Annotated in this window: 20 protein-coding genes; 13 read left to right on the forward strand and 7 right to left on the reverse strand. The window is 58.1% G+C overall.

Annotated features, from left to right (window positions below; translation table 11 throughout):
- Positions 1 to 246 precede the first annotated feature (246 nt).
- Positions 247 to 702, forward strand: coding sequence for a DsrE family protein (locus ABI171_RS23345; protein WP_348094940.1), 456 nt, complete (start codon positions 247 to 249; stop codon positions 700 to 702).
- A 37-nt stretch (positions 703 to 739) separates the two neighbouring features.
- Positions 740 to 2,494, forward strand: a complete 1,755-nt coding sequence (locus ABI171_RS23350) for a 5'-nucleotidase C-terminal domain-containing protein (RefSeq protein WP_348094941.1) — start codon at positions 740 to 742, stop codon at positions 2,492 to 2,494.
- A gap of 415 nt (positions 2,495 to 2,909) precedes the next feature.
- On the opposite strand, the gene ssb is transcribed toward ABI171_RS23350, so the two are convergent.
- The gene (ssb, locus tag ABI171_RS23355) at positions 2,910 to 3,413 is read right to left on the reverse strand and encodes a single-stranded DNA-binding protein (protein WP_348094942.1); all 504 of its coding nucleotides are present in this window, start codon (positions 3,411 to 3,413) and stop codon (positions 2,910 to 2,912) included.
- Positions 3,414 to 3,480: 67 nt separating this feature from the next.
- On the reverse strand, positions 3,481 to 4,677 hold the full coding sequence (locus tag ABI171_RS23360; RefSeq protein ID WP_348094943.1) for an MFS transporter: 1,197 nt from the start codon (positions 4,675 to 4,677) through the stop codon (positions 3,481 to 3,483).
- A 656-nt stretch (positions 4,678 to 5,333) separates the two neighbouring features.
- Between ABI171_RS23360 and ABI171_RS23365 the strand changes: the two genes are divergently transcribed.
- The 4 genes from ABI171_RS23365 to ABI171_RS23380 all read left to right on the forward strand — a co-directional run bounded on the left by ABI171_RS23365 (position 5,334) and on the right by ABI171_RS23380 (position 12,508).
- Positions 5,334 to 7,241 carry a S53 family peptidase gene (locus ABI171_RS23365; RefSeq protein WP_348094944.1) on the forward strand — a complete coding sequence of 636 codons (1,908 nt, stop codon included), beginning with the start codon at positions 5,334 to 5,336 and terminating at the stop codon, positions 7,239 to 7,241.
- Positions 7,242 to 7,565: 324 nt separating this feature from the next.
- Positions 7,566 to 10,427 (forward strand): excinuclease ABC subunit UvrA, encoded by a 2,862-nt coding sequence (gene uvrA, locus ABI171_RS23370; protein WP_348094945.1) that lies wholly within the window; start codon positions 7,566 to 7,568, stop codon positions 10,425 to 10,427.
- Positions 10,428 to 10,487: 60 nt separating this feature from the next.
- Complete coding sequence (locus ABI171_RS23375; RefSeq protein WP_348094946.1) at positions 10,488 to 11,267, forward strand: phytanoyl-CoA dioxygenase family protein; 780 nt, start codon at positions 10,488 to 10,490, stop codon at positions 11,265 to 11,267.
- Between the two features lie 23 nt (positions 11,268 to 11,290).
- Complete coding sequence (locus ABI171_RS23380; protein WP_348094947.1) at positions 11,291 to 12,508, forward strand: NAD(P)/FAD-dependent oxidoreductase; 1,218 nt, start codon at positions 11,291 to 11,293, stop codon at positions 12,506 to 12,508.
- Here the strand turns inward: ABI171_RS23380 and ABI171_RS23385 are convergent.
- Both ABI171_RS23385 and ABI171_RS23390 read right to left on the reverse strand, forming a co-directional pair.
- Positions 12,501 to 13,652: a PepSY-associated TM helix domain-containing protein gene (locus ABI171_RS23385; RefSeq protein WP_348094948.1), complete on the reverse strand. Its 1,152-nt coding sequence runs from the start codon at positions 13,650 to 13,652 to the stop codon at positions 12,501 to 12,503. The genes ABI171_RS23380 and ABI171_RS23385 overlap by 8 nt on opposite strands.
- A 65-nt stretch (positions 13,653 to 13,717) precedes the next feature.
- On the reverse strand, positions 13,718 to 15,742 hold the full coding sequence (locus ABI171_RS23390) for a cation:proton antiporter (protein ID WP_348094949.1): 2,025 nt from the start codon (positions 15,740 to 15,742) through the stop codon (positions 13,718 to 13,720).
- A gap of 139 nt (positions 15,743 to 15,881) precedes the next feature.
- Between ABI171_RS23390 and ABI171_RS23395 the strand changes: the two genes are divergently transcribed.
- From ABI171_RS23395 to raiA, 7 genes are all read left to right on the forward strand, one after another.
- Entirely contained in the window at positions 15,882 to 16,913 is a 1,032-nt protein-coding gene (locus ABI171_RS23395; protein ID WP_348094950.1) for a KpsF/GutQ family sugar-phosphate isomerase, read from the forward strand.
- Complete coding sequence (locus ABI171_RS23400; protein ID WP_348094951.1) at positions 16,913 to 17,491, forward strand: HAD family hydrolase; 579 nt, start codon at positions 16,913 to 16,915, stop codon at positions 17,489 to 17,491. The genes ABI171_RS23395 and ABI171_RS23400 overlap by 1 nt, the downstream gene beginning before the upstream one ends.
- Positions 17,488 to 18,093, forward strand: coding sequence for an LPS export ABC transporter periplasmic protein LptC (gene lptC, locus ABI171_RS23405; RefSeq protein ID WP_348094952.1), 606 nt, complete (start codon positions 17,488 to 17,490; stop codon positions 18,091 to 18,093). The genes ABI171_RS23400 and lptC overlap by 4 nt, the downstream gene beginning before the upstream one ends.
- Before the next feature lie 67 nt (positions 18,094 to 18,160).
- The gene (lptA, locus tag ABI171_RS23410) at positions 18,161 to 18,706 is read left to right on the forward strand and encodes a lipopolysaccharide transport periplasmic protein LptA (protein WP_348094953.1); all 546 of its coding nucleotides are present in this window, start codon (positions 18,161 to 18,163) and stop codon (positions 18,704 to 18,706) included.
- Positions 18,703 to 19,449, forward strand: coding sequence for an LPS export ABC transporter ATP-binding protein (lptB, locus tag ABI171_RS23415; protein WP_348094954.1), 747 nt, complete (start codon positions 18,703 to 18,705; stop codon positions 19,447 to 19,449). Before lptA ends, lptB begins: the two co-directional genes overlap by 4 nt.
- A 110-nt stretch (positions 19,450 to 19,559) precedes the next feature.
- Positions 19,560 to 21,041: an RNA polymerase factor sigma-54 gene (locus ABI171_RS23420; protein ID WP_348094955.1), complete on the forward strand. Its 1,482-nt coding sequence runs from the start codon at positions 19,560 to 19,562 to the stop codon at positions 21,039 to 21,041.
- A 157-nt stretch (positions 21,042 to 21,198) separates the two neighbouring features.
- On the forward strand, positions 21,199 to 21,549 hold the full coding sequence (gene raiA, locus ABI171_RS23425) for a ribosome-associated translation inhibitor RaiA (RefSeq protein WP_038484761.1): 351 nt from the start codon (positions 21,199 to 21,201) through the stop codon (positions 21,547 to 21,549).
- A gap of 130 nt (positions 21,550 to 21,679) precedes the next feature.
- Here raiA and ABI171_RS23430 read toward each other — a convergent pair whose 3' ends face one another.
- The 3 genes from ABI171_RS23430 to aroB form a co-directional block, all read right to left on the reverse strand.
- A complete protein-coding gene (locus ABI171_RS23430; RefSeq protein WP_348094956.1) occupies positions 21,680 to 22,378 on the reverse strand; it encodes a DUF4197 domain-containing protein in 699 nt (232 codons plus the stop codon).
- A gap of 94 nt (positions 22,379 to 22,472) precedes the next feature.
- Positions 22,473 to 23,621, reverse strand: a complete 1,149-nt coding sequence (locus ABI171_RS23435) for a deoxyguanosinetriphosphate triphosphohydrolase (RefSeq protein WP_348094957.1) — start codon at positions 23,619 to 23,621, stop codon at positions 22,473 to 22,475.
- The coding region (gene aroB / locus ABI171_RS23440) for a 3-dehydroquinate synthase (RefSeq protein WP_348094958.1) at positions 23,618 to 25,288 on the reverse strand (1,671 nt) is incomplete at its 5' end. The genes aroB and ABI171_RS23435, both read right to left, overlap by 4 nt.

Genomic DNA, 25,288 nt, shown 5'->3' on the forward strand with positions numbered 1-25,288 from the left:
GGATCGGGCTTGGCCCGTTTGTTACGCGTTGCGACGGTCATTGTTTCTCCTTGATGGCGGCAGTGTCCTGCCAAATGACCGTTTACACAAAATTATTTACACCCTCGGACGATTCGATGTATGGCCGTCTCGTGAACGGTCATGTGCTTGGTTCCCTATGAACAAATCGCCGCAAACCGCTTGGTCGCCGGTAATCCTGTTCTAACCTTTCCACTTACTCACTTACTCACTTACTTACTGAACACGATGAAAAATTTTCTTTTCTGCTCACTTCTAGCATTGAGTTTTCATGCTTCCCCCGCCCTCTCAGCATCATCGATCACCGAGCCTGCGGCTATTGCGTCACCTGCGAGTGCGTGCGCAGAGCACTACAACATCGTGATTAGTGTGAGCGACAAGGAAAAGGTCGAGCTGGCGCTGGGCAACGCGCAGAACCTGCAATCGGAGCTAGGTACCGCTTGTACCAACATCGAGATCGTCCACGTCAGCGCAGCGATTACCCTACTCGGCCCGATGAGCCAGAAGGCCCCCCTACTCAAGGAGGCCTTACAGCATGGCGTCAAGCTTGTCGCTTGCCAGAACTCCATGAACAAATTCAAGATGACCGAAGACGATCTACTGCCCGGCATCACCACTGTTCCGTCCGGGGTCGCAGAGATAGTGAGGCGGCAAAAACAGGGGTGGATCTACTTCCGCCCATAACGACTGGCCGCGTTCAAACAACCACCGAGGAGTTTCAATGATGTCTTGCCTATGCGCCAGACGGTTCATCGTCGTAGCGCTCTTGCTTTACACCGCTCTCGCGACAAAGGCCTATCCTGCAATCGCCAACGGCGAAGTCACGCTCATCCACATGGGCGACATACACGGCCATCTTGTCGAACATCCGAACGTGCGATCCGACGCCAAGGGCGAAGCGCTCGGCGGTCTGGCTAGGATGTACACCCTCGTGCAGAACATCCGGCGCAGACACTCTGGCACCACCATCACCGTCAACAGCGGCGACACTGTTCAAGGTTCGGCCGAGGCGTTATTCACTCAGGGTGAGGCGATCATCACAGTCCTGAACCGGTTTGGCATCGACGTGGACAACCCAGGCAATTGGGACTACCTTTACGGCACAGAAGTGTTCCTGCAGCAGTTCGCCGGCAAAGCTGCCCGCTTCCATGGGAATGCAATTGCCGCGAACCTCTATTACGACGGCTCGCCCTACGCCAACAGGACCGGGGAACGTGTGTTGCCTCCTTACTGGATCAAGGAGATTAATGGACTGAAGGTAGGGTTCATAGGATACACCGCCAGCCGCGGCCCCCAGGCCGTGAAGACGGAGATCACAAGCGGATTCAAGCTAACCGAAGGCGAAGCTGAGTTTCCCGAATTCATTCACGTTCTGCGCGATATCAAGCAGGTCGATGTGATTGTCGTGATCTCCGAACTCGGCTTGGCTGCCAACATTGACCTGTCGAACCGGTATCCCGGAGTGGACGCTATCCTGTCGTCGGACATGCACGAAACCACGCCTCGGGCTATCCACTCGCGCACCGGCGCCTGGGTCGTCGACGAAGGCCAGGATGGGCAAATCCTCAACGAAATGACCCTCAGGAAGCGCAATGGACGCGTCTCCCTCGTTAGCTTCCAGCAGCACCGTGTCACCATGGATATCCGGCCAGATCCGGAGATTGACGCACTGGTGAGAAAGGTTCGTGCGCCGTTTGTTGCTGGTCCAGAATTCGTACCTGGTCGATGGATCAATCCTTTCAATGGCACTCGCCTCATGCAGCCCATCGACACCATCGTTGGATACACAGACGTGCCGTTGTACCGCTCTAACTTCTCCGACGAAACGATGCCAGCGGTCATAGAGGGGGCCTCGCATGACTTCCTTACGGATGCGTTCCGGTCAGTCGCCAAGACAGAGGTCGGTGTGATACGGGGTTTTCGTTACGGAACCCATGTCGCGGCAGGTCCCATCAAGACTGAAGACATTTACCACTTCATTCCCATCGGCCCACTCATCGCCAAGGGCACTATCACCGGTCATCAGATCCATCGGTTGGTGGACGACTCGGCGTATGCATGCCTGAGCACGGATGTCTCTATGGGGTGGACCGGTGGCTGGGTTGCGGGGCTGTCCGGCGTTACCCTGGACTTCGATCCTTATGGTGGGCGACTGAACTACGCATCCAATTTCCGAGTGGACGGTGCACCCATGGATGAAACCAAGCGATACTCCGTCGCAGGCTATTACTACAAAGAAGATCCCCAGCAAATTAATCGCTTGCGGGTGCGGGATGTGGAAGTGCTGCTAGACAGCGATGGAAACCCCATGGATGCCGTCGAAGTGGTATCCCGGTATCTCGCGTCACTACCCAACCGCCGGGTCACCAAAGTCAACCTGGGGCTTAACCGCTTCCGTCTCTTGCGCAAGCTGCCAGCTCCGGCATATGGGAATCGGGAAATCCAGCCCCTAAACGGCGTTCCCGTAGAGCAATAATATTTGCATTGCTACCACCTAGAGATTGCCGGTGACCTCATGCAGATTTCACGGCAATGTTCCGACTTGTGACAGACGCAACACATTAGCCAACTCTTATCGGCGTTCGATCTCTCAGGAAAGGCGGATAGATCGGGACTGTTCGCGTTGGAGGGGCCAATTGCTGTTTCGACGGACGGTGGCTGATCGGCTGACGCCATCCTCGGGAAGCGTGCAACGCTAGATTTACATGGACTTCCGACTTAACAAAATTTCTTTTATATGAACTTTTAACGCAACAATTCAACTAGACGAAAAAAAACCTCCAATTCCTTTACAGGGATTGAAGGTTTTCATTTACTTCTTTCTTCTTTAAAATCAATGCATTACAGGAAGAATCATCAATTTTAACTTTACAAAATAACTTTTATGTCATTTAGAACGGAATATCGTCATCCATATCCGAGAAATTCGGCGCCGGACGCGATGCAGGAGCAGGACGGGAAGTCGCCGCCGCTGGCGCGCCGCCGCCGCTGTTTTGACGTGCCGGTGGCGCGCTGTTGTAGCCGCCGCCGTCATCCATCGGTGCGCTACCGCCCTGGCCTTGACGGCTGCCGAGCATTTGCATGGTGTCGGCGATGATTTCAGTGGTGTAGCGCTCGGCGCCGTCCTTGTCTTGCCATTTGCGGGTCTGCAGACGGCCTTCGATGTAAATTTGCGAACCTTTTTTCAGGTATTGGCCGGCGATCTCCGCCAGCTTGCGGTAGAACGTGATGCGGTGCCATTCGGTTAATTCTTTTTTCTCGCCGCTGTTCTTGTCTTTCCAGCTTTCCGTCGTGGCAACGGCAATGTTGGTGACTGCTTCACCGTTTGGCATGTAGCGTGTTTCCGGGTCGCGGCCGAGATTGCCGACGATGATGACTTTATTGACCGATGCCATGTTTCTCTCCTGATTACGAATATCTTGATAAATGCGTTGAATTTTGCTTTAAACAAATGCCTTGAATTTATGCCGCCGCCGTGGCGGCCGCCTTGCTACGGCGTGGCAAATTTTTCATGCTGGATGCGATTATAAGCCAGCACAGGGTCGCTACAGACCCTAAAATGAAAACCGAGGGTGCTCCGGCATGCTGTTTAAGCAATCCGCCTAAGGCGCCGCCGCAGAACAGGCCCAGCGCTTGCATGGTGTTGTACACGCCCAGCGCGGCGCCCTTGGCGGCTGGCGGCGCTATGCGCGACACCAGCGACGGCTGGCTGGCCTCCAGCACGTTGAAGGCAATGAAAAAACCCAGCAACAGCACCACCAGCCACTGCCAGCGAATAGTTTCCATTGAGAATGTCAGCAACAATCCTAATTGCACGATAAACAACAGTGCGACGGCAGCCACCATCACCTGTTTCATCTTGCCCTGCTTTTCGCCGGCAAAAACCGGCGGCAGCATCAGCACGAACGACGCCAGTACTACCGGCAGATAGATTTTCCAGTGCGAGGCGACCGGCAACTCTGCATATTTGACCAGCGCCGCCGGCATCACCACAAACATCGCCATTTGCGTCATGTGCAGCGCGAACACGCCATAGTTGAGGCGCATCAGTTCGCCGTTGCGCAAGATTTGCGACCATGCCACGCGCCTGGCCTTGACCAGCGGTACGCTCGGCACCAGCCAGACCACCACGCCGATGGCCGCCAGCGACAGTATCCCGGTCATGGCAAAAATGCCGCCCATGCCGACCCACTCGTACAGCAGCGGCGAAATGATCAGCGACAAGGCAAAAGTCAGGCCGATCGAACCGCCGACCAGGGCCATGGCCTTGGTGCGGTGCTCTTCCCGGGTGGAGTCGGCGATAAAGGCGGTGACCGCGGCCGAGATCGCCCCGGCGCCCTGGATCGCGCGGCCGATGATGACCCAATAGATATTCCCTGCGCCGGCGGCGATGAAGGATCCCAGCGCGAACAGGATCAAGCCGATGACGATGATCTTCTTGCGGCCATATTTATCGGAGGCGACGCCGAACGGGATTTGCCCGAACGATTGCGCCAGGCCGTAGATCCCCATCGCCAGGCCGACCAGGGTGGCGCTATCACCGCCCGGCAAGGTTTTAGCGTGCACCGAGAAGACCGGCAAGATCAGGAACAGGCCGAGCATGCGTAGTGCAAATATCGAGGCCAGCGAAGCGCTCGCCTTGACTTCGGCGCGGCTCATGCCGCTGCTGTCCTCGTTATCTGGAGGGGATGAGGAATTATTCATAGTGAGCATGACAAGAGGGCGGCGTCGGGACTCAGCCTGGAGCGAGATCTAAACCCAATATAGTAGCAGGGAATGGTATGCCCATAAGCGGCCGGGCAGATACAGGTACGGCCAAACCCGCCTCGCTACGGATCTGGAATGGCTGATTTTCCGGGAGATCTTGCCGGTTCATCATGGACGGCGGCGTAGAAAAAGACGTTAAGCTCCAGGTCCAAAATGCCGCGTTAACAATTGCTTACAATTAATAGACAACTCTGTTCAAATATTTCCCCAAAGCATGACCCTTTTTTAAATCTCGATTGGCATACCAGTAAGACTCCACAAAAAGTCCGCGACGGTGTTGTTAATCCTTAAGAGGGAATTACATGACTTTGACTAAGCGCATCCCCGTGTTCCTGTCCTCGCTACAGGTTCGCCGCAGCACCGCCCCACCCACTTTCCAGCACAGGCAGCGTTGACAGCGCTGCCGCCTCCCTATTAGCGGACTGATCTCCGTTAATCGCTGCATCACGGTTCGTGATGCAGAATTCAGCGCCAAGACAACCTTGCATTGCTACCAGCCATGCGGGCCGCGGCGTCCTTTATCTGTTCCAATCAAGAGGAATAAACAAATGAAATCGGAAACATCAGCAAAAACAGCAGCAGGCAGTTTTGCGGTTCCCCGGGCTTCGGTCTTGTCTTTGGCGCTGTCCCTGGCGCTTGCATCCTTGTCCGTGCATGCGGCCACCACCGATACCTGGGTCGCCACCAAGACCAAAGCCTTCCTGCCGCAAGTGCAAGCGAAACAAAAAAGCGCAGCAGTCGACGCCAGCGTGCAAACATCGGCGGAAACTGCTGTGCAAATGGCGCAAGGCGAACCGGTCCACGTCACACTGAGCCTGAACCTGCGCAATGAAGCCAAGCTGGATAAATTCCTGCAAGAGCTGCGTACGCCTGGCAGCGCCGTCCACAACAAATTCCTGACGCCGGCACAATTCAATGCAGAATATGCGCCTGCAGAAAAAGATGTGGCGACCGTGGTTGCGCATTTGCGCAAGGCTGGTTTCGTCAACATCAAGGTGGCGCCGAATCGTCAGCTGGTAACTGCCGATGGTACCGCCGCTACCGTGCAAGCCGGTTTCCATACCGGGTTGAAGCGTTTCGAACAAGATGGCCGCAAGGTGTTTGCCAATACCGACGCCGCACAAGTGCCGGCAGCATTGGGCCACATCGTCGGCTCGGTGCTCGGCTTGCAAAACGTTGCATTGGCCCATACCAACCATGTCAGGCTGCCGGCGGCGCAAGCCAATGCATCGCTGTTCGCCAAGTCGCGCAGCAACGCGACGCCGATCGCCACGTCGCATAGCCCTGCGGAGTTCCCAGGCATCTACAACGCCGGCACCACGCCAACCGCCTCCAACACCACCGTCGGCATTATCTCGGAAGGCGATCTGACGCAAACGATTTCAGATCTGAACACCTTCACCGACAGCAATAATTTTGGCACCGTCAATACCAGCGTGGTACAAACCGGCACAAGCGGCAGCGACTACAGCGACACCTCCGGCCTGGTGGAATGGAACCTGGATAGCCAGACCATCACCGGCGCCAGCGGCGGCGCCGTGCAGCAGATCATCTTCTACGCATCGCCGGACATGCAGTTCAGCAGCATCACCGCATCCTATAACCAGGCCGTCTCCGACAATCAAGCAAAGGTCATCAACGTCTCGCTGGGCGGCTGCGAATCGGACACCAATAGCGACGGCACCCAGGCCGCCGACGACAATGTGTTCAAGCAGGCGGTTGCGCAAGGCCAGACTTTCTCGGTCTCGACCGGCGATGCCGGCGCCTACAATTGCCAGACCAGTTCGATTTCCGGTTCGCCCGGCGTGCCGAAAAACAAATCGACCTATGACGTCAGCGAACCCGCTGCGTCGCCGTATGTGGTCGCGGTCGGCGGCACTACCCTATACACTGCGTCAGGCGCATACGGCAGCGAAACGGTGTGGAACGAAGGCCTGCGCGCGATTGGCCAGTACGACGCTGCCGGCGACGTTGACAATACCAAACGCGTCTGGGCAACCGGCGGCGGCTATAGCAAATTCGAAGCAGCGCCGAGCTATCAATCCGGCGTAACGGCTTCGGGCGCCACCACCCGCGGCTTGCCGGACATCGCGTTCGACGCCGCCAGCGCCAGCGGCGCCAACCTGGTCATCAACGGCAGCACCACCGACCAGAACGGCAACCTGAACACGGTCGGCGGCACCAGCCTTGCGGCGCCGATTTTCACCGGCGTCTGGGCCCGCCTGCAATCGGCCAACAGCAACGGCCTGGGTTTCCCTGCCGCCAGCTTCTACAAATACTTCTCTCAATCAGCCAACGCATCGCTGCTGCATGACGTGACTTCCGGCACCAATGGCTACAACAGTACCTACGGCTATAAAGCCGGCAAAGGCTGGGATGCGGTTACCGGTTTCGGCAGCCTGAACATCAGCAAGCTGAACACCTTCATCGCCAACACGTCGGATTTTGCGCGTTAATCGCTAATCGTCCGTCGTTTTAATTTTCCTGTTTTACATCGCCGCCACGGCTTCACCTGAACCGTGGCGGCGACAGCGCCTTACTACGCTTTCCACACAAAACCAATCTCCCGTTCCGCACATACCCTGACGGCAAGGCAGTCAGGGCAAACCCTAAAACGGCTACCCTGATATAGTGTCAGGTTGATCCGTTTGATATGGCATCGCCGCGTCAGGCTGGCGCCGGGCTAACCGCCCCGCCAGCGGCATGGTCTGGCCTTTCAGGCGTGAAAATTGCATTTCCAACAAGCCAACACGGCCTTAAACTTACGCTGAAAGCTGTAAATGGAAGAGATCCGCATCCGGGGTGCGCGCACGCATAACCTCAAGAATATCAATCTGGATTTACCACGCAACAAACTGATCGTGATCACCGGCCTGTCCGGCTCCGGCAAGTCGTCGCTGGCGTTCGACACTTTGTATGCGGAAGGCCAGCGGCGCTATGTCGAATCGCTGTCTTCCTATGCGCGCCAGTTCTTGCAGTTGATGGAGAAACCGGATGTCGATTTGATCGAGGGCTTGTCGCCGGCGATTTCCATCGAGCAGAAGGCCACTTCGCATAATCCGCGCTCCACCGTCGGCACCGTGACCGAGATTCACGATTACCTGCGCTTGCTGTATGCCCGCGTCGGCACGCCGTATTGCCCGGACCATCCGGAAAAGCCGCTGGCGGCGCAATCCGTGTCGCAGATGGTGGACGCGGTCCTGGCGATGCCGGACGATACCAAGCTGATGATCCTGGCGCCGGTGGTGGCCAATCGCAAGGGCGAGCACGTCGATCTGTTTGAACAGATGCAGGCGCAAGGCTTTGTGCGCTTCCGCATACAGAGCGGCACCGGCACGGCAAAGATTTATGAAGTCGACGATCTGCCGAAGCTGAAGAAGACCGAGAAGCATACGATTGACGTGGTGATCGACCGCCTCAAGGTAAAAGCGGACGTCAAGCAGCGCCTTGCGGAAAGTTTTGAAACCGCGCTGCGGCTGGCCGAAGGCCGTGCGATTGCGCTGGAGATGGACAGCGGCGCCGAACATATGTACTCCAACAAGTTCGCTTGCCCGATCTGTGGCTATTCGCTGCAAGAGCTGGAGCCGCGCCTGTTCTCGTTCAACAATCCGATGGGTGCCTGCCCCGAATGCGATGGTCTCGGCCATATCGAATTTTTCGATCCGAAGCGGATCGTCGCCTTCCCTAACCTGTCGCTGGCCAGTGGTGCGGTCAAGGGTTGGGACCGTCGCAATCAGTTTTACTTCCAGATGCTGACCAGCATCGCAGCGCACTACGATTTCGACATCGACATGCCGTTTGAAAAGCTGCCGGAAAAAGCCCAGCAGGCAGTACTGTACGGCTCCGGCAAGGAAACCATTCCGTTCAGCTATGTCAACGAACGTGGCCGCACCGTGATCAAGGAACACACCTTTGAAGGCGTGGTCAACAATCTGCAGCGACGTTATCGCGAAACCGATTCGATGGCGGTCAAGGAAGAACTGGCCAAGTTCATCAATGAAAAGGAATGCCCTTCCTGCCACGGCGCGCGGCTGCGCATCGAAGCCCGCTTCGTCAAGGTCGGCAACGGCAAGCAGGAACGCGCCATCTATGAAGTCGCGGCGACACCGTTGCGCGAGACCTTGTCGTTCTTCGAAAAGCTGAAGCTGACCGGCGCCAAGAAAGAAATCGCCGACCGCATCATCAAGGAAATCGTTTCGCGCCTGACCTTCCTCAATAACGTCGGCCTCGATTATCTGTCGCTGGAACGCAGCGCCGACACCTTGTCCGGCGGCGAAGCGCAGCGGATCCGCCTGGCGTCGCAAATCGGCTCCGGCCTGACCGGCGTCATGTACGTGCTGGATGAACCGTCGATCGGCTTGCATCAGCGCGACAACGATCGCCTGATCGAAACCTTGCGCCATCTGCGCGACATCGGCAATAGCGTGCTGGTGGTGGAGCACGATGAAGATGCGATCCGCACCGCCGACTATATCGTCGACATGGGCCTAGGCGCCGGCGTGCATGGCGGTGAAGTTATCGCTGAAGGCACACTCGATCAAATCCTCAAGAGCAAGAAATCGCTGACGGCCAAGTATCTCAACGGCAGCTTGAAAATCGCGGTGCCGGAAAAGCGCACGCCGGCCGATCCGGACCGCCAGTTCATCATCACCGGCGCCACCGGCAACAACCTGAAAAATGTTACGATGAATCTGCCGGTCGGCTTGCTGACCTGCGTCACCGGGGTTTCCGGCTCGGGCAAGTCGACACTGGTCAACGACACGCTGTATCACGCCGCTTCGCGCCATTTGTATGGTTCGCAGGCCGAACCGGCGGCGCACGAATCGATCGGCGGGCTGGAACATTTCGACAAGGTCATTTCCGTCGACCAGGCCCCTATCGGTCGCACGCCGCGCTCTAATCCTGCCACCTACACCGGTTTGTTTACACCGATCCGCGATCTGTTCTCGACCGTGCCGATGGCCAAGGAACGCGGCTATAACGCCGGCCGTTTCTCGTTCAACGTCAAGGGCGGCCGCTGCGAAGCCTGCCAGGGCGACGGCGTGATCAAGGTCGAAATGCACTTCCTGCCGGACGTCTACGTGCCTTGCGACGTCTGCCACGGCAAGCGCTACAACCGCGAAACGCTGGAAGTACATTACAAGGGCAAGAGCATCACCGAAGTGCTTGCCATGACGGTCGAAGAGGCTTATGAATTCTTCAAGCCGGTGCCGATCATTGCGCGTAAATTGCATACCTTGCTGGATGTCGGCCTGGGTTATATCCGCCTCGGCCAAAGTGCTACCACACTGTCTGGCGGCGAAGCACAGCGGGTAAAACTGTCGCTGGAACTATCCAAGCGCGATACCGGCCGCACGCTGTACATCCTGGACGAGCCGACCACCGGCCTGCACTTCCATGATATCGACTTGCTGCTGAAAGTGATCCATCGCCTGCGCGACCAAGGCAACACCATGGTGATCATCGAGCACAACCTGGATGTGATCAAGACGGCTGACTGGCTGATCGACCTGGGTCCTGAAGGCGGTGCCGGCGGCGGCCGCATCATCGCCACCGGTACACCGGAACAAGTGGCGGCAAACCCGGCCAGCGTCACCGGCAAATACCTGTTGCCGTTGCTGCAAAAAACAAAGAAAAAATAAACCCGCACGTCCCGGCCATAATGTCAATTATGGCCGGGACCAGGCGATAACGAGATGACGATGTCTACCAACACTACTCCGGCGCTATCTGCAACCCAGATTAAGGCCTTTGAAAAAGACGGTTATTTGATCTTGCCGCGCATGGTATCCGCTGTGGATTGCGCATTGATGGCGGCCACTACCAATACCCATCTGGCGCAGGCGGTAGCGCCGCTGGAATATGAATCCGAGGTCGGCTATGCCGGCGCGCCGGAATCGCTGGAAAGCGTTGGCGGCCGTACTGCGCGACGTTTACGCAATGCCTATCAACGCCATGTTTACTATCGCACCTGGGCCGCTAATCCGCAACTGGTGACAATGCTGGAACTGCTGCTGGGCGAGGCTGTGTGCCTGACTTTGTCGCACCACAATTGCGTGATGACCAAGCATCCGCATTTCGGCACTGCGACCGGCTGGCATCGTGATATCCGTTACTGGTCGTTTCCGCACAATGAGCTGATTTCGGTGTGGTTGGCGCTAGACAATGAAAATGCGAATAACGGTGGCCTGCGCTTCATTCCCGGCTCGCACCGCTTTGACATCAAGCCTGAGCAGATGGATGAACTGGATTTCCTGCGCCCTGAAATGGCGGAAAACCAAGCTCTGTTTGCACAAGGAAAATCGATCGAACTGCAACAAGGCGACGTCGTATTTTTTCACAGCGGATTGTTCCATGCCGCCGGCAGGAACAACACAGAAGTGGTCAAGGAATCGGTGGTATTTGCCTATCACGGGCAAAGTAATCAGCCCTTGCCAGGCAGCCGCTCTGCCGCCTCGGAAGACATTCTGCTGTCCCTCTAATCACACCTCGGGATCTCTCCACCATGCAGCGTATAGCCATTATTGGCGGCGGCACCGCGGGCGCCGCCAGCGCGCTGTTCCTGGCGCGCGCCGGCCATCACGTCACGCTGTTTGAACGCGTGGCGCAACCGAGCGCGGTAGGCGCCGGCATCTTGCTGCAGCCTACCGGGATGCATGTGCTGGCCGCACTCGGATTACTGGACCAGATCCTCGCACACGGGGCCCGCAATGACCGTCTGTTCGGCACCACCGCCGGCGGCCGCACGGTGCTGGATGTACATTATCGCCTTCATGACCAACAGTCGTTCGGCCTCGGCCTGCATCGCGGCGCCTTGTTTTCGGTGCTCTGGCAAGCCTTGCAAGCGGCAGGAGTACATGTCTGCAGCGGGATCAATATTGCGCGGATTGAGCAACGTGGTGGCCAGGCCTTGCTGTTTTCTCGTGATCCGGCACCCGGTAGCGCCGAAGCCGTTGCCGGGGAATTCGACTGCGCCATCATCGCCGACGGCACCCGCTCGGAATTGCGGGCGGCGCTGGCGATTCCACAGAAGGTGACGCCTTACCCGTGGGGTGCATTGTGGACGCTGGTGCCGGACGAAGGTCTGACCCCGGGCAGTTTGCGTCAGTGGTTCCGACACGCGCAGCAAATGTTGGGATTGATGCCGACCGGTTTTGCCTATCAGCAGATGGAGCAGCCTATCCTGAGCCTGTTCTGGAGCCTGCGCGTGGATCGCCTGCAGCATTGGCAGGAGCAGGGCCTGGCGGCGTGGAAGAAAACCGTACTGGAGCTGGCGCCGATAGCGCCGATCCTGGAACACATACAAAGCCCGGATCAACTGACCTTTGCCCGCTATGCCGACGTGCAAATGCGCCACTGGCATGACGCCCGCGTGGTGTGCATCGGCGATTGCGCCCACGCCACCAGTCCGCAACTGGGACAAGGCGCCAACCTGGCGCTGGTCGATGCGATGACGCTGGCCCAGTGTTTTGCCGAGAGCCCGACGGTGGAGCCCGCGTTGGCGCTGTATTCGCAACGGCGGCGCGCCCACCTGGGCTACTACCAGGGCGCCAGCAAGTTGCTGACGCCTTTTTTTCAATCCGATTCACGTATCGCCAGCACCTTGCGCGACATCGCGCTTGGTCCGATTTGCCGCATGCCGGTGGCGCGCCAGCAAATGGCGATGACGCTCAGTGGCGCTAAAGCCGGCTGGCTGTTTGGCAAGTTGCAACTACCTAAATAGTCCCGGCTTGGTGTAGATGCCGGGCGCGCACGATTGTTTCCGATTTGCGTTTCTTTAGCCAGATGGCAATCCCGGTAATCGTGAACAACAGCGGCAGCAACCCCATGAAAGCAACCAGGATCTTGCCCGCCAAACCCAGCAACTGGCCGGTGTGCAAACCGTACTGGACGCCGATAAAGGTATCGCCGGCCGACCCTTTCAAGGGATCAAGCACGCTTAGCACCTTACCGTCCACGGCATCGACTACGACTCGCACGCTGCCGCTATCCTGGATGTCATTTTGCTTGCGCAGGCGCACCTGATACAAGCGTTGCTTGTCGTCGCGCGCAATCCGTACCGGGGCCGATAGCGGCTCGCTGGCCTGGGCCGCCGCCAGCGCTTGCTGCCAGTCGATTTGCGGCTTGCCTTCATGAGGGGAAGACTTGGGCGGCTTGGTCAGCGGCGACAAGCTGGAAACCATCGGTCGTGCGACATCGGGCAGATTCATCACGGCCCCGGTAAAGGCCGTCATCACCAGCAAGACGCCAGCAACCAGACCGACCGAGCGGTGCAGGTCGTACATCAGGCGGAAACCGCCGGCGCCACGCTTGATCGAGAGCGCCTTGCGCCAGCCACTGCGGTGTTTGGGCCAGGCCAGCGCAAAGCCGATCAGCAAGGTCGCCAGCCACAACAAGCCGAGGCTGCCGGAAATGATGGCGCCGGTCTTGTCCAGCAACAGGTAGCGATGCAAGCGGAACAGGAAGGGCATCAGGTTTTGCGGCGCCAGGCTGGCGGCCTTGGTGTTGCGCTCGCCGAGCACGGCAGCGGTGACCGGATCGATGAATACGGTATCTATCGGCAGCACACCGTCCGCATGGCGCGTGCGCAGCCTGGCTTGCAAGGGCACGTTGCCGTCCGGCTCCATCGAGAAGAACGCCAAGCGTGCATGGGGATAATCGTGCTCGACCTTGGCCGCCAGCACCTCGAAAGGCTGATGCGGGCCGCTGGACGAGATGTGATAAAACTGCGGATTGAGCCAGGCGTCGATTTCGTCATTGAACGCCAGCGCGCTGCCGGTCAGGCCCGCCATGACAATAAACAAAGACAGCAGCAAACCGCTGTAACGGTGCAATTTGACCAACCAATGACGCAATTCTTTTTTCACAATCCCACACCTGCCCTTAAAAGATGTGTATTGTAAATGCCGATTGAATGAGAATGGGTATTATTTCAAAAATCTTCATCACTATGCTGGCTGGTGCTGGCCCACGCTTGCAGCAAACGCCCCTCTGCACGAGAGATAGCGTCGGCTGCGCCGCGCAGGACGACAATGTCTCCCGCCTGCAACACCGCCTCCGGCGTGATGGCGATCCCGCTGCGGCCACGCCGCAAGGCGGTGATCTCAGCCCCCATTTCCACCAGCCCGAGCCAGGCCAAGGTGCGGCCGATAGATCTGGCGCCGTCCGGCAGGGCCACCGAATGCAGCCGTACCTGCAGGTGGTCGGCTGCGTCCGGCGCATCGTCGACGCCATGGAAAAAACCGCGCAAGGAAGCGTAGCGCTCATCGCGCGAAGCCTGCACCCGGTGCACCACACGGCGCAAAGGCACGCCCAGCATGACCAGCGCATGCGAGGCCAGCATCAGACTGCCTTCCAAGGCTTCCGGCACCACTTCGGTTGCGCCGGCGGCGCGCAGCTTGTCAAGATCGGTATCGTCGTAGCTGCGCACAATCACGGGCAAAGCCGGCGCCAGTTCGCTCACATGATGCAAGACTTTCAAGGCTGACGGCGTGCTGGCGTAGGTGATGACCAGTGCGGCGGCACGGTGCACCCCGGCCGCCACCAGGCTTTCGCGGCGCGAGGCGTCGCCATACGAGACATGCGCGCCGGCGGCGCGCGCATCGCGCACCCGGTCGGGGTCGAGATCAAGCGCGTGATAGCCGATACCCTCTTCTTCCAGCAGCTTGGCCAGGCTTTGGCCGCTACGGCCGAAGCCCGCAATGATCACGTGTTTCTTGGTCGACATGGTGCGGGTGGCGATCTGCGTCAGCGCCAGCGATTGCATCATCCACTCGTTGGCCGACAGCTTCATCACGATGGCGTCGGATTTAGCCAGGATGAAAGGCGCGGCCAGCATCGACAGCACCATCGACGCCAGGATCAGTTGCACCAGCAAGGGATCGACCAGTTGCAGGCCGCCGGCCTGGTTGAGCAACACGAAACCGAATTCGCCGGCCTGCGCCAGCGCCAAGCCGGTGCGCAGGGCGACGCCGGTGGACGAGCGGAAGATCTTGGCCAAGCCGGCGATCAGTGCAAACTTGAGGAACACCGGGCCGATCAGCAGCAGCATCACCAGCCACCAATGCTCAAACACCAGGCGCAGGTTGAGCAACATGCCGACGGTGATGAAAAACAAACCCAGCAGCACGTCGCGGAACGACTTGATGTCTTCTTCCACCTGGTGCTTGTATTCGGTTTCCGAGATCAGCATGCCGGCGATGAAGGCGCCCAGCGCCAGCGACAAGCCCGCGCGCTCGGTAATCCATGCCGCTGCCAGGGTGATCAACAGCAGGTTCAGCATGAACAACTCTTGCGAACGGCGCCGCACCACGATCTGGAACCAGCGGCGCATCAGTTTCTGGCCGAAAAACAGCAGCAAGGCCAGCACCAGCACCGCTTTGCCGCTGGCCCAGGCCAGCGTCGCCAGCAAGTTGCCGTTATGCTCCGCCAACGCCGGCACCACGATCAGCAGCGGCACCAGGGCCAGATCCTGGAATAGCAGGATACCGATGATGCGGCGCCCGTGCTCGCTCTCCAGCTCCATGCGTTCCGTCAGCAATTTGGAGACGATGGCGGTAGACGACATGGTCAGCGCGCCGCCCAGGGCGAATGCCGCCTGCCAGCTGATATTGGTGAACTGCGGCAGGATGATCGCCATCGCCCAGCTGAACAGCATGGTGGCGCCGATGGTCAGCAGCACCTGCGCCATGCCGAGGCCGAACACGATATGCCGCATGGCAGTCAGCTTCGGCAAGGAAAACTCGAGGCCGATCGAAAACATCAGGAACACCACGCCGAATTCGGCCAGCGCGTGGGTGGTGGCGTTGTCTTCGGCAAAACCAAGGGCGTGCGGCCCGATCAGGATCCCCACCACCAGATAGCCCAGCATCGGCGGCAAATGGAAACTGCGGAAAGCCACCACGCCCAGTACCGCCGAGCCGAGCAGCAAAATTGTCAGTTCTAGTCCTGAAAGCATCATCGCCTAAAATGTAAATTAATCTAATATCAACATTATGTTGCAGCAACGCCAAATGCGGATGGACTGAACACAGATTAATTGAAGCGGAACGACACTGGCAAGTTTTTTGCTTTGGGAATTCGTTTATACTTTCGGGATGACTCTACCCGAAGCCCCTATTTTGCCTAAAACCTTGTCCGCGACATTCGATGCCGGACGTGCGCTGGAGCTCGCTCGCAGCACCCTGCAAATCGAAGCCGATGCCATCATCGCACTGAAAAACCGGATTTCCGACAACGCCAACGATCCTTTCGCCCAAGCGATCCGCTTGCTGCTGGGTTGCAGCGGCCGTGTGGTCGTGTCGGGCATCGGCAAATCCGGCCATATCGCGCGCAAGATCGCTGCTACGCTGTCCTCGACCGGCACGCCTGCCCTGTTCATCCATCCGGCCGAAGCGGCCCATGGCGACCTTGGCATGGTGACCGAACATGATGCCTTCATCGCCATTTCCAATTCCGGCGAAACCGCCGAGCTGATGGCGATCGTGCCGATCATCAAACGCATGGGCGCCACCCTGATCGCCATGACCGGCAAGCCGGACTCGGCGCTGGCGCAACTCGCCAATGTGCACCTGGATGTCGGCGTCGAGCAGGAAGCCTGTCCCTTGAACCTGGCGCCAACCGCCAGCACCACCGCCACCCTGGCGATGGGCGACGCCCTGGCAGTCGCGCTGCTGGATGCGCGCGGTTTCCGCGAAGAGGATTTTGCCCGTTCGCATCCGGGCGGTGCGCTTGGTCGCCGCTTGCTGACCCACGTGCGCGATGTCATGCGCAGCGGCGAAGCGATTCCGGCGGTGACTGCAGATGTCTCGTTGTCGGTGGCGCTGTTTGAAATCACCCGCAAGGGCATCGCCATGACGGCGGTGGTCGACGAGAATTTCCATGCGGTCGGCGTGTTTACCGACGGCGACCTGCGTCGCCTGATCGAGCAGGTGCAGGATTTCACAAAACTGAAAATCGCCGACGTGATGCATGCCCCTCCGCGCACCGTAGGCCCGGACCAGCTGGCGGTCGATGCAGTACAGATGATGGAAGAATTCCGCATTAACCAGTTGTTGGTGACAGACGCCGGCGGCAAGCTGGTCGGCGCATTGCATATTCATGACCTGACCCGCGCCAAGGTAATCTGATGACGGCTGCCACTGTGTCCTTGCTGAGTGCAGATGCGCAAGCCCGCGCAGCGCGGGTGCGCTTGATGATTTTCGATGTCGACGGCATCCTGACCGACGGCGGACTGCTATATGGCGCCGACGGCGAACAGCTCAAGCGCTTCAACGCACTCGATGGCCACGGCATCAAACAGCTGCAGCAAAGCGGTGTGGCCACCGCAATCATCAGCGCCCGCCAGTCTGCCATCGTCAGCCGCCGCGCCGGCGATCTGGGCATCGCCCATGTGCAGCAAGGCGTGCATGACAAGTACGCGGCATTTGTCAAACTGCTGGAGCAACTGCAGCTGACAGCGGATGACTGCGGCTTCATCGGCGACGACGTGATCGACCTGCCGATCCTGTCGCAAGCCGGTTTTGCGGTCAGCGTACCGAACGGTCACCGCGATGTCCGCAGCCGCGTCCACTACGTTACGCAAGCCAGCGGCGGCCATGGCGCCGCGCGCGAAATCTGCGACCTCATCATGCAGGTGCAGAATACCTACGACGCCACGCTGGCGACCTATTTGCGCAGCAACCAGCCAGGCGCGACTCCGGCATGAAAAATCTCCGCTCCACTTACCGCTTTCGCTTCATGCTGCTGCTGGTGCTCTTCATTGTGCTGGCGCTGGGCAGCTTCTGGTTGCTGCAAGTCATGCACAAGAATACCGAGGACGCGTTGCCGAAACCGGTCCGCACCGACCCCGATTATTACGTCGAGCATTTCAACTACGTGCAAATGTCGCCTACCGGACTGCCGCGCTACAACATCGCCGGCGACCGTTTGACGCATAACCCGGTCAACGATTCCTTCGACGTGCAGAAGCCGATCATCCACAGTCTGGACAAGGAAAAGCCGCCGATGAATCTGGTCGCCGAGCGCGCCATGATCGAGGATAACAACAGCAAGGTGCATCTGTATGACAATGTCAATGCGGACCGGCCGAAAACGCCGATGGCCGACAACTTTCACCTGAAATCCGAATATCTGCTGTTGTTACCCGACGACGACACCATGGAAACCGACAAGCCGGTGGAAATTACATTGGGCCTTTCAACCTTGAACGGCACCGGCATGCATTTCAATAATTCCACGCGTGAGCTGAAGCTGTTCAGCAAGGTGCATGGCGTCTTGCGCAGTGCACCGCGGGTTGCCACCAAATGAACTGAAAAATAAGCGGATCGACAACGCAATTTATATGCAGGCCCCTATTCATTACCCAGGATTTTTCATGAAACGACTATTTTTTGTCTCTCTGCTGTTGCTTGGCGCCATAGGCGTCGCACGCGCAGAAAAAGCCGACTCGGAGAAGCCGACCCTGATCGACTCCGACACGCTGACCTATGACGACGTCAAGCAGGTCAACGTCGCCACCGGCAACGTGGTCCTGACCCGCGGCACGCTGCTGATGCATGCCGACCGGGTGGTGGTGACCACTGATCCTTCCGGCTATCAGTTCGCCACCTTGTATGCGGATCCGGGCAAGCTGGCGACTTTCCGTCAGAAGCGCGACGGCGGTCCCGACCTCTGGATTGACGGTCACGCCGAACGCATCGAATACGATGGCAAGACCGAAGTCACCAAACTGTTTTCGAAGGCGCAGATGCGCCGCCTGCAAGGCGACAAGCCGACCGATGAAGTCAACGGCGAGTTCATTTCCTACGATAGCCGTACTGAATTTTATTCCGTCAACAACACCGTCAACGGTGTCAGCGAAGCTGGTAAAGGACGGATTCGCGCCGTCATTCAACCACGGCCGAAGGTGCCAACGCCATGACCGCTCCTAGCACCCTGATTGTCAAAGGCCTGCAAAAAAGCTACGGCGCGCGCCAGGTGGTCCATGACGTTTCGCTCGAAGTCCGGTGCGGCGAAGTGGTTGGTCTGCTGGGGCCGAACGGCGCCGGCAAGACTACCTCGTTCTACATGATCGTCGGCCTGGTGCCTTCCGACGGCGGCGAGATCGACCTGGACGGCGTCGACATTTCGCGCTTGCCGATCCATCGGCGCGCGGTGCTGGGCTTGTCGTATCTGCCGCAGGAAGCATCGGTATTCCGCAAGCTGACGGTGGAAGACAATATCCGCGCCGTGCTGGAGCTGCAGCGCCCCAACGGCAAAGCGCTCAGCAAGGCCGCAATCGACGAGCAGCTGTATAAGCTGCTGCATGAATTGCAAATCGAAAAGCTGCGTGAGAACCAGGCTTTATCACTCTCGGGCGGCGAACGCCGGCGAGTCGAAATCGCCCGCGCGCTCGCCACCAATCCGCGCTTCGTGCTGCTGGATGAACCGTTTGCCGGGATCGACCCGATTGCGGTGATCGAGATTCAGCGCATCGTCCGCTTCCTCAAGGAACGCGGCATCGGCGTGCTGATCACCGATCATAACGTGCGCGAAACGCTGGGCATCTGCGACCGCGCCTACATCATCAACCAGGGCAGTGTGCTGGCCAGCGGCAGTCCGGACGACATCATCGCCGACGAGTCTGTGCGGCGGGTGTATCTGGGCGAGCATTTCCGCATGTAAGTTCACGGGGTTCGGAATGAAGTAGCCGGAGATAAAGCAGGCCGCTGCACGGCAGCGGAATTCAAGCTTGTCTCGCATTTAGTTAACAGTGAATTGTCAGCACGGAATCCATGAAACAATCACTCCAGCTTCGCACCTCTCAACATCTTGCGCTGACCCCGCAGCTGCAACAGTCGATCCGGCTGTTGCAGCTGTCTACGCTCGAGTTGCACCAGGAACTGGAGCAAATTCTGTCGGACAATCCGATGCTGGAGCGGGTCGACGATCCGCTCGACAACTCGGTGCGCCTGCTGGCGGATGGCGCAATCAGCGGCAGCGCTTCCACCATGGATGCGCCGGTCGGCGATAGCGAAGTCAGCAGCTCGCCAACCGAAGTCGAAGTAAGTCCGGATGCGCCGGCAACGGCCGAAAGCACTCCGGAAAGCGCCGACAGCGACTGGAGTTTCGACGACGTTGCGCGTAGCGCGAAGAGCTCGGACGATGAGGATGCGCGGCCCCAGCTGGAGGCGCATGAATCGACGCTGCGCGAGCACTTGCTGCAGCAGATGCGTGAAGCGGTGCACGACCTGCGCGACCGCGCGCTGGTCGAACTGACGATAGATGCGCTGGACGATAACGGCTATCTGGAAGAGTCGCTGGAAGACATTCTGGAGCGCTTGCCGGACGAGCTGGAGATCGCCGTCGAAGAGCTGTCGATGGCGCTGAAAATGGTGCAGAGCTTCGATCCGGCCGGGGTCGGCGCGCGTAACGCGGCCGAATGCCTGGGCCTGCAGATCAGGCGTTTTGTCAAAGTGCCATTTGTCACGCGCCGCCTGGCATTGGCGATCGTGCAAGATCACCTGATGCTTTTTGCGCAACGCGATTTCAACAAAATCAAGAAGGCGCTGGATTGCGACGACGAGGATCTGCGCGAAGCGCAAGCCGTCATCAAACAATGTAATCCACATCCTGGCGCACCGTTCGCCTCCAACACTTCCGACTATGTGGTGCCGGACGTCATCGTCAGGCGCAGCAAGCAGGGCTGGCAGGTGATGCTCAACAATGACGTCATGCCAAGGTTGCGGGTGAATGTCCTGTATGCCAACATTTTGAAGCAAAGCAAAGGCGACGGCGCACTCACCTCGCAGCTGCAGGAAGCCAAGTGGCTGATCAAGAATATGCGGCAGCGCTTCGACACCATCTTGCGCGTTGCACAAGCGATAGTGGAGCGTCAACGGAACTTCTTTTCACACGGCGCGGTCGCCATGCGGCCGCTTGTGTTGCGCGAAATAGCTGATACACTGGGTCTACACGAGAGTACTATTTCACGTGTAACCACTCAGAAATACATGCTCACTCCCCACGGGATGTTTGAACTGAAGTATTTCTTCGGCAGCCATGTTGCTACTGAGGCAGGTGGAGAGGCTTCCTCAACAGCAATCAGGGCACTCATTAAACAACTGATAGGAGCGGAAGATTCAAGAAATCCTTTCTCTGACAGCAAGATTGCCGACATGCTTGCGGAACAAGGTATGGTGGTCGCCCGCCGCACCGTCGCAAAATATCGCGAAGCACTAAAAATTCCGTCTGTTAATCTGCGCAAGGCCTTGTAGTTTTTTTTCTGGTTTGATTGTTAAGCTTACCCTTGCTATGTTCGGACATTGCCGCTTTTAACGACTCTTGCCAGAACGGTCCCTTGCGGATTGTTCGCTTAAAGATTCAATGCAGCCTGTTCAGAACCGCCAGCAATATTCTTGATAGGAGCGCTGTATGAACTTCACCATCAGTGGGCATCACCTCGAGTTAACCCCAGCCATTCGCGAATATGTACAAAGCAAACTAGAGCGTATCAAACGCCACTTCGACCAGGTCATCGATATCAGCGTGATCCTGACCGTCGACAAAATCACTGAAAAAGAAAAGCGCCAAAAAGCGGAAATCAATCTGCGCGTTAAAGGAAAAGATTTGCATGCTGAAAGTATTGCTCACGATCTTTATGCCGCCATTGATGCACTGATCGACAAGCTCGATCGCCAGGTCATCAAGTACAAGGACAAGATGCAGGATCACCAGCACGATGCCATCAAGCACCTGCCGGAAGACCTCCCCGCCACGACCTGAACCGGCCGCTAATCCCGGCGCATGAGCTGCACTGCTCACGCCAATAAATGAACAAGGGCGCAGTCAATGCGCCCTTTGTTATTAGATCATTTAATTCATTTACATCATTTTACGGTTTGCCGCGGCCCGCTTATTTAAGGGCGCCAAACACTTTGCCGATAATCGCGCTGCCGGCGCCGACCGGATCCTGGCGAATCGCTTTTTCTTCTTCACCGATGATGGTATACAAGCCGTCCAGTGCACGTTGCGTGACATAGCCTTCCACCGTCGATTGCTGCGCCGGCACCATGCCGGTCTTGCCGACCTGCCCCATGATCGCGTTATATTGCCCCGACAGGCCGTTGCGGTCGGTCACGCCTTTGACGATCGGCAGGAACTTCTCGCCCAGCTGGGCCGAGGTCTTTTGCCGGAAGAAATCGGTCACCGAGGTATCGCCGCCGGTCAGGATGTTTTTTGCATCGGTCACCGACATCGATTTGACCGCATTCAACAGCAAGGGCTTGGCCATCGGCACCGCCGCTTCCGCCGCATGGTTCATCGATACCACCAGGTCATCCAGTTTCTGTCCCTGGCCGGTCATTTTCAGGATCGGCATGGCCTTGTCGAGCACGCTCGGCAGGCCGATTTTCACTTTGTCGTTGTTCAGGAAGCCGTTCTCCACACCCAGTTTTGAGACGGCGACGTCCGCGCCTTTTTGCAGTGCGGCTTTGAGCCCGCTGCTGGCATCCTGATTGCTGATATCGCTCAAGGAAAGGGCAAGCACGGCAGATGCAGACAATGCCAGAGTCAATGTGACTGCTGTTTTATATGTTAAGTATACGGGACGCATAGTTGATCCTCAATGTAGTTAAATGGTCAGGGATAAAGTCTAACCCAACTTATTGCAACTAGAGCAAGAAATGAAAATTGGCTTCGAAAAACGCTTACAGATGCCCTTCGTCCACCAGAAACAAGCGCCGGTGTTCTCTTATCGCGTAACGGTCAGTCATGCCCGCGATGTAATCGGCAATCTCGCGCGCCTGCTGCTGGGGTTCCACCGCTCGCTGCGCCAGCTGGTAGTCGGGCGGCAGCAATGATGGTTCGGCGCTAAAGCACGCATATAGCTCGGCGACGATACGGCGCGCCTTGGCGGTCATGCGATTGACCAGGTAATGGCGATACAGGTTTTCGCGCAGGAAGCGTTTCAGCAAGGCGGCTTGCTGCGCCATGCCGTCGGAAAAGGCAATCAGCGGCGGGGCGTTGCGCACATCGTCGGCCGTTTGCAGTCTGGCATCTTGAATGCGCTGTTGCGAAGTCTGGATCAGGTCGGTGATCAGTGCATTGATCATGCGCCGGATGGTTTCATTAATTGCGCGCCGTCCGCTCAAACCCGGGAACAGCTGGCCGACCTGGCGGCTGTGCTCTGCATAGAAATCGATCTGGTTCATCTGCTCCAAGGTCAGCAAACCCGAGCGCAAGCCATCGTCGATGTCGTGATTGTTGTAGGCGATCTCATCCGCCAGATTGGCGACTTGCGCCTCCAGCGTCGGCTGTTTGCGCTGGATGAAACGCTGGCCGATATCGCCGAGTTTCTTGGCGTTCGCCAGCGAGCAGTGTTTCAAGATCCCTTCGCGGGTCTCGAACATCAGATTCAAGCCGTCAAACGCGCCGTAGCGCTGTTCCAGCTTGTCGACCACCCGCAAGCTCTGCAAATTATGTTCGAAACCGCCATGCGCCTCCATGCAGTCGTTCAAAGCATCCTGGCCGGCATGGCCGAACGGCGTGTGGCCGAGATCGTGAGCCAGCGAGATGGCCTCCACCAGATCCTCGTTCAAGTCCAGGTTGCGTGCGATCGAGCGGGCGATTTGCGCAACTTCGATGCTGTGCGTCAAACGGGTGCGGAACAGATCGCCCTCATGGTTGACGAATACCTGGGTCTTGTATTCCAGCCGGCGGAAGGCGGTGCAATGGATGATACGGTCGCGATCGCGCTGGAATTCGGTACGCGAGCCAGGCGGATCTTCTTCAAACAAACGTCCTCGCGATTGCGCAGAATGTGCGGCATAAGGTGCGAGAGACATTTCTGGATTCATCGCGGCAGGTCTCCGGAGGCTAGTTGTTGCAGAGTCGCCAACAACGCTTCTTGCGGCGCACTGGCGATCAGATGGCCGCCGAGGGGGTTCATCAGGATAAACTTGATTTGCCCGTCTTCATTTTTTTTGTCGATCTGCATCAGCTCCAGCCAGCGCCGGGCGCCAAGATTGGGCGCCTCGGTCGGCAAGCCGGCGGCACGCACCAGCGCGCATACACGCTCCTTGTCGATGGCGCTGATGTGGCCGAGCCGATGCGACAAGTCCGCTGCCATTACCATGCCGCAACCGACGGCCTCGCCGTGCAGCCACTTGCCGTAACCAAGACCGGACTCGATCGCGTGGCCGAAGGTATGGCCGAAATTCAGGATCGCGCGCAAACCGCCTTCACGCTCATCCTGCCGCACGACGTCGGCTTTCAGTTCGCAAGAGCGGCGAATCGCATAGGCCAACGCAGTATTATCGCGCGCCATCAGCTTATCGATATTGGTTTCGATCCATTTGAAGAATTCGGCATCGATCACTGCGCCGTATTTGATCACTTCCGCCAGGCCGGCGGACAGCTCGCGCTCAGGCAAGGTATGCAAGGTCATGGTGTCGGCGATCACCGCTTGCGGCTGGTAGAAAGCGCCAATCATGTTTTTGCCGAGCGGATGGTTGATGCCGGTTTTGCCGCCTACCGATGAATCGACTTGCGCCAGCAAGGTGGTCGGAATCTGTACGAAGGGCACGCCGCGCATGTAGGCCGACGCGGCAAAGCCGGTCAGGTCGCCGATCACGCCGCCGCCCAAGGCGATCAAGGTGGTCTTGCGGTCGCATTTCTCGGCCAGCAGGCGATCGAAAATCAGCATCAGGCTGCCCCAGTGTTTTTCTTCCTCGCCGTCAGGCAGGACGATTTCCAGCACGTTTTTACCGGCATCGCGCAGGGTCTGGCTGACTCGATCCAGATACAAGGGCGCAACGACGGTGTTGGTCACCACCACAACCTGCTTGCCGGTAATCAGACGGGCGATCCGTTCCCGGTCAGCCAGCAGGGAGGGGCCGATCTCGATCGGATAGCTACGCTCGCCCAGTTCGACCTGGAGCGTGATGACTGGCGCGAGGGCCGAAGGGATAACCTGCTGGTTCATAAAAAAATCTGCTGAATGAAGGGATACGCCGCTATGCCGGCCAGGGTTGCCATGGCCGGCTTGCCCCGACTCCTGCCCGATCTCATCGGGCAATACATCAAGCTGGCTCAATATACTATGCACCAGGAATTGTACGTTAGGTCGGCCGGTATCAATGACAATGTCGGCAACTTCACGATAAAACGGCTCTCGTTGCCGTGATAGTTCCTCCAACCGCCGGCGCGGATCTGCGGTTTGCAACAAGGGACGGTTCTTGTCGCGGCTGGTACGCTGAAGAATGTTGTGGATGCTGGCACGCAGGTAGATCACGGTGCCGCGGGTTTTCAGATATTCGCGATTTTCAGCGCGCATGATGGCGCCGCCGCCGGTCGCCAGCACAATACCGCTGCGGGCGCTCAGGTCACGTATCACCTCCGTCTCGCGCTGACGGAAGCTCTCTTCGCCTTCAATTTCAAAAATCAACGGAATCGAGACGCCGGTGCGCGCCTCGATTTCGTGATCGGAATCAATGAAAAGTTTGTTGAGTTTTCTTGCCAGAGC

Source organism: Collimonas sp., assembly GCF_039923675.1.
Classification (GTDB): domain Bacteria; phylum Pseudomonadota; class Gammaproteobacteria; order Burkholderiales; family Burkholderiaceae_D; genus Collimonas.

Excerpts from the sequence above, each read along its gene's own strand:
- ABI171_RS23345 (WP_348094940.1), top strand. The coding sequence starts at position 247 with ATGAAAAATTTTCTTTTCTGCTCACTTCTAGCATTGAGTTTTCATGCT.
- ABI171_RS23350 (WP_348094941.1), top strand. The coding sequence starts at position 740 with ATGATGTCTTGCCTATGCGCCAGACGGTTCATCGTCGTAGCGCTCTTG.
- ssb (WP_348094942.1), bottom strand. The coding sequence starts at position 3,413 with ATGGCATCGGTCAATAAAGTCATCATCGTCGGCAATCTCGGCCGCGAC.
- ABI171_RS23360 (WP_348094943.1), bottom strand. The coding sequence starts at position 4,677 with ATGAGCCGCGCCGAAGTCAAGGCGAGCGCTTCGCTGGCCTCGATATTT.
- ABI171_RS23365 (WP_348094944.1), top strand. The coding sequence starts at position 5,334 with ATGAAATCGGAAACATCAGCAAAAACAGCAGCAGGCAGTTTTGCGGTT.
- uvrA (WP_348094945.1), top strand. The coding sequence starts at position 7,566 with ATGGAAGAGATCCGCATCCGGGGTGCGCGCACGCATAACCTCAAGAAT.
- ABI171_RS23375 (WP_348094946.1), top strand. The coding sequence starts at position 10,488 with ATGTCTACCAACACTACTCCGGCGCTATCTGCAACCCAGATTAAGGCC.
- ABI171_RS23380 (WP_348094947.1), top strand. The coding sequence starts at position 11,291 with ATGCAGCGTATAGCCATTATTGGCGGCGGCACCGCGGGCGCCGCCAGC.
- ABI171_RS23390 (WP_348094949.1), bottom strand. The coding sequence starts at position 15,742 with ATGCTTTCAGGACTAGAACTGACAATTTTGCTGCTCGGCTCGGCGGTA.
- ABI171_RS23395 (WP_348094950.1), top strand. The coding sequence starts at position 15,882 with ATGACTCTACCCGAAGCCCCTATTTTGCCTAAAACCTTGTCCGCGACA.
- ABI171_RS23400 (WP_348094951.1), top strand. The coding sequence starts at position 16,913 with ATGACGGCTGCCACTGTGTCCTTGCTGAGTGCAGATGCGCAAGCCCGC.
- lptC (WP_348094952.1), top strand. The coding sequence starts at position 17,488 with ATGAAAAATCTCCGCTCCACTTACCGCTTTCGCTTCATGCTGCTGCTG.
- lptA (WP_348094953.1), top strand. The coding sequence starts at position 18,161 with ATGAAACGACTATTTTTTGTCTCTCTGCTGTTGCTTGGCGCCATAGGC.
- lptB (WP_348094954.1), top strand. The coding sequence starts at position 18,703 with ATGACCGCTCCTAGCACCCTGATTGTCAAAGGCCTGCAAAAAAGCTAC.
- ABI171_RS23420 (WP_348094955.1), top strand. The coding sequence starts at position 19,560 with ATGAAACAATCACTCCAGCTTCGCACCTCTCAACATCTTGCGCTGACC.
- raiA (WP_038484761.1), top strand. The coding sequence starts at position 21,199 with ATGAACTTCACCATCAGTGGGCATCACCTCGAGTTAACCCCAGCCATT.
- ABI171_RS23430 (WP_348094956.1), bottom strand. The coding sequence starts at position 22,378 with ATGCGTCCCGTATACTTAACATATAAAACAGCAGTCACATTGACTCTG.
- ABI171_RS23435 (WP_348094957.1), bottom strand. The coding sequence starts at position 23,621 with ATGAATCCAGAAATGTCTCTCGCACCTTATGCCGCACATTCTGCGCAA.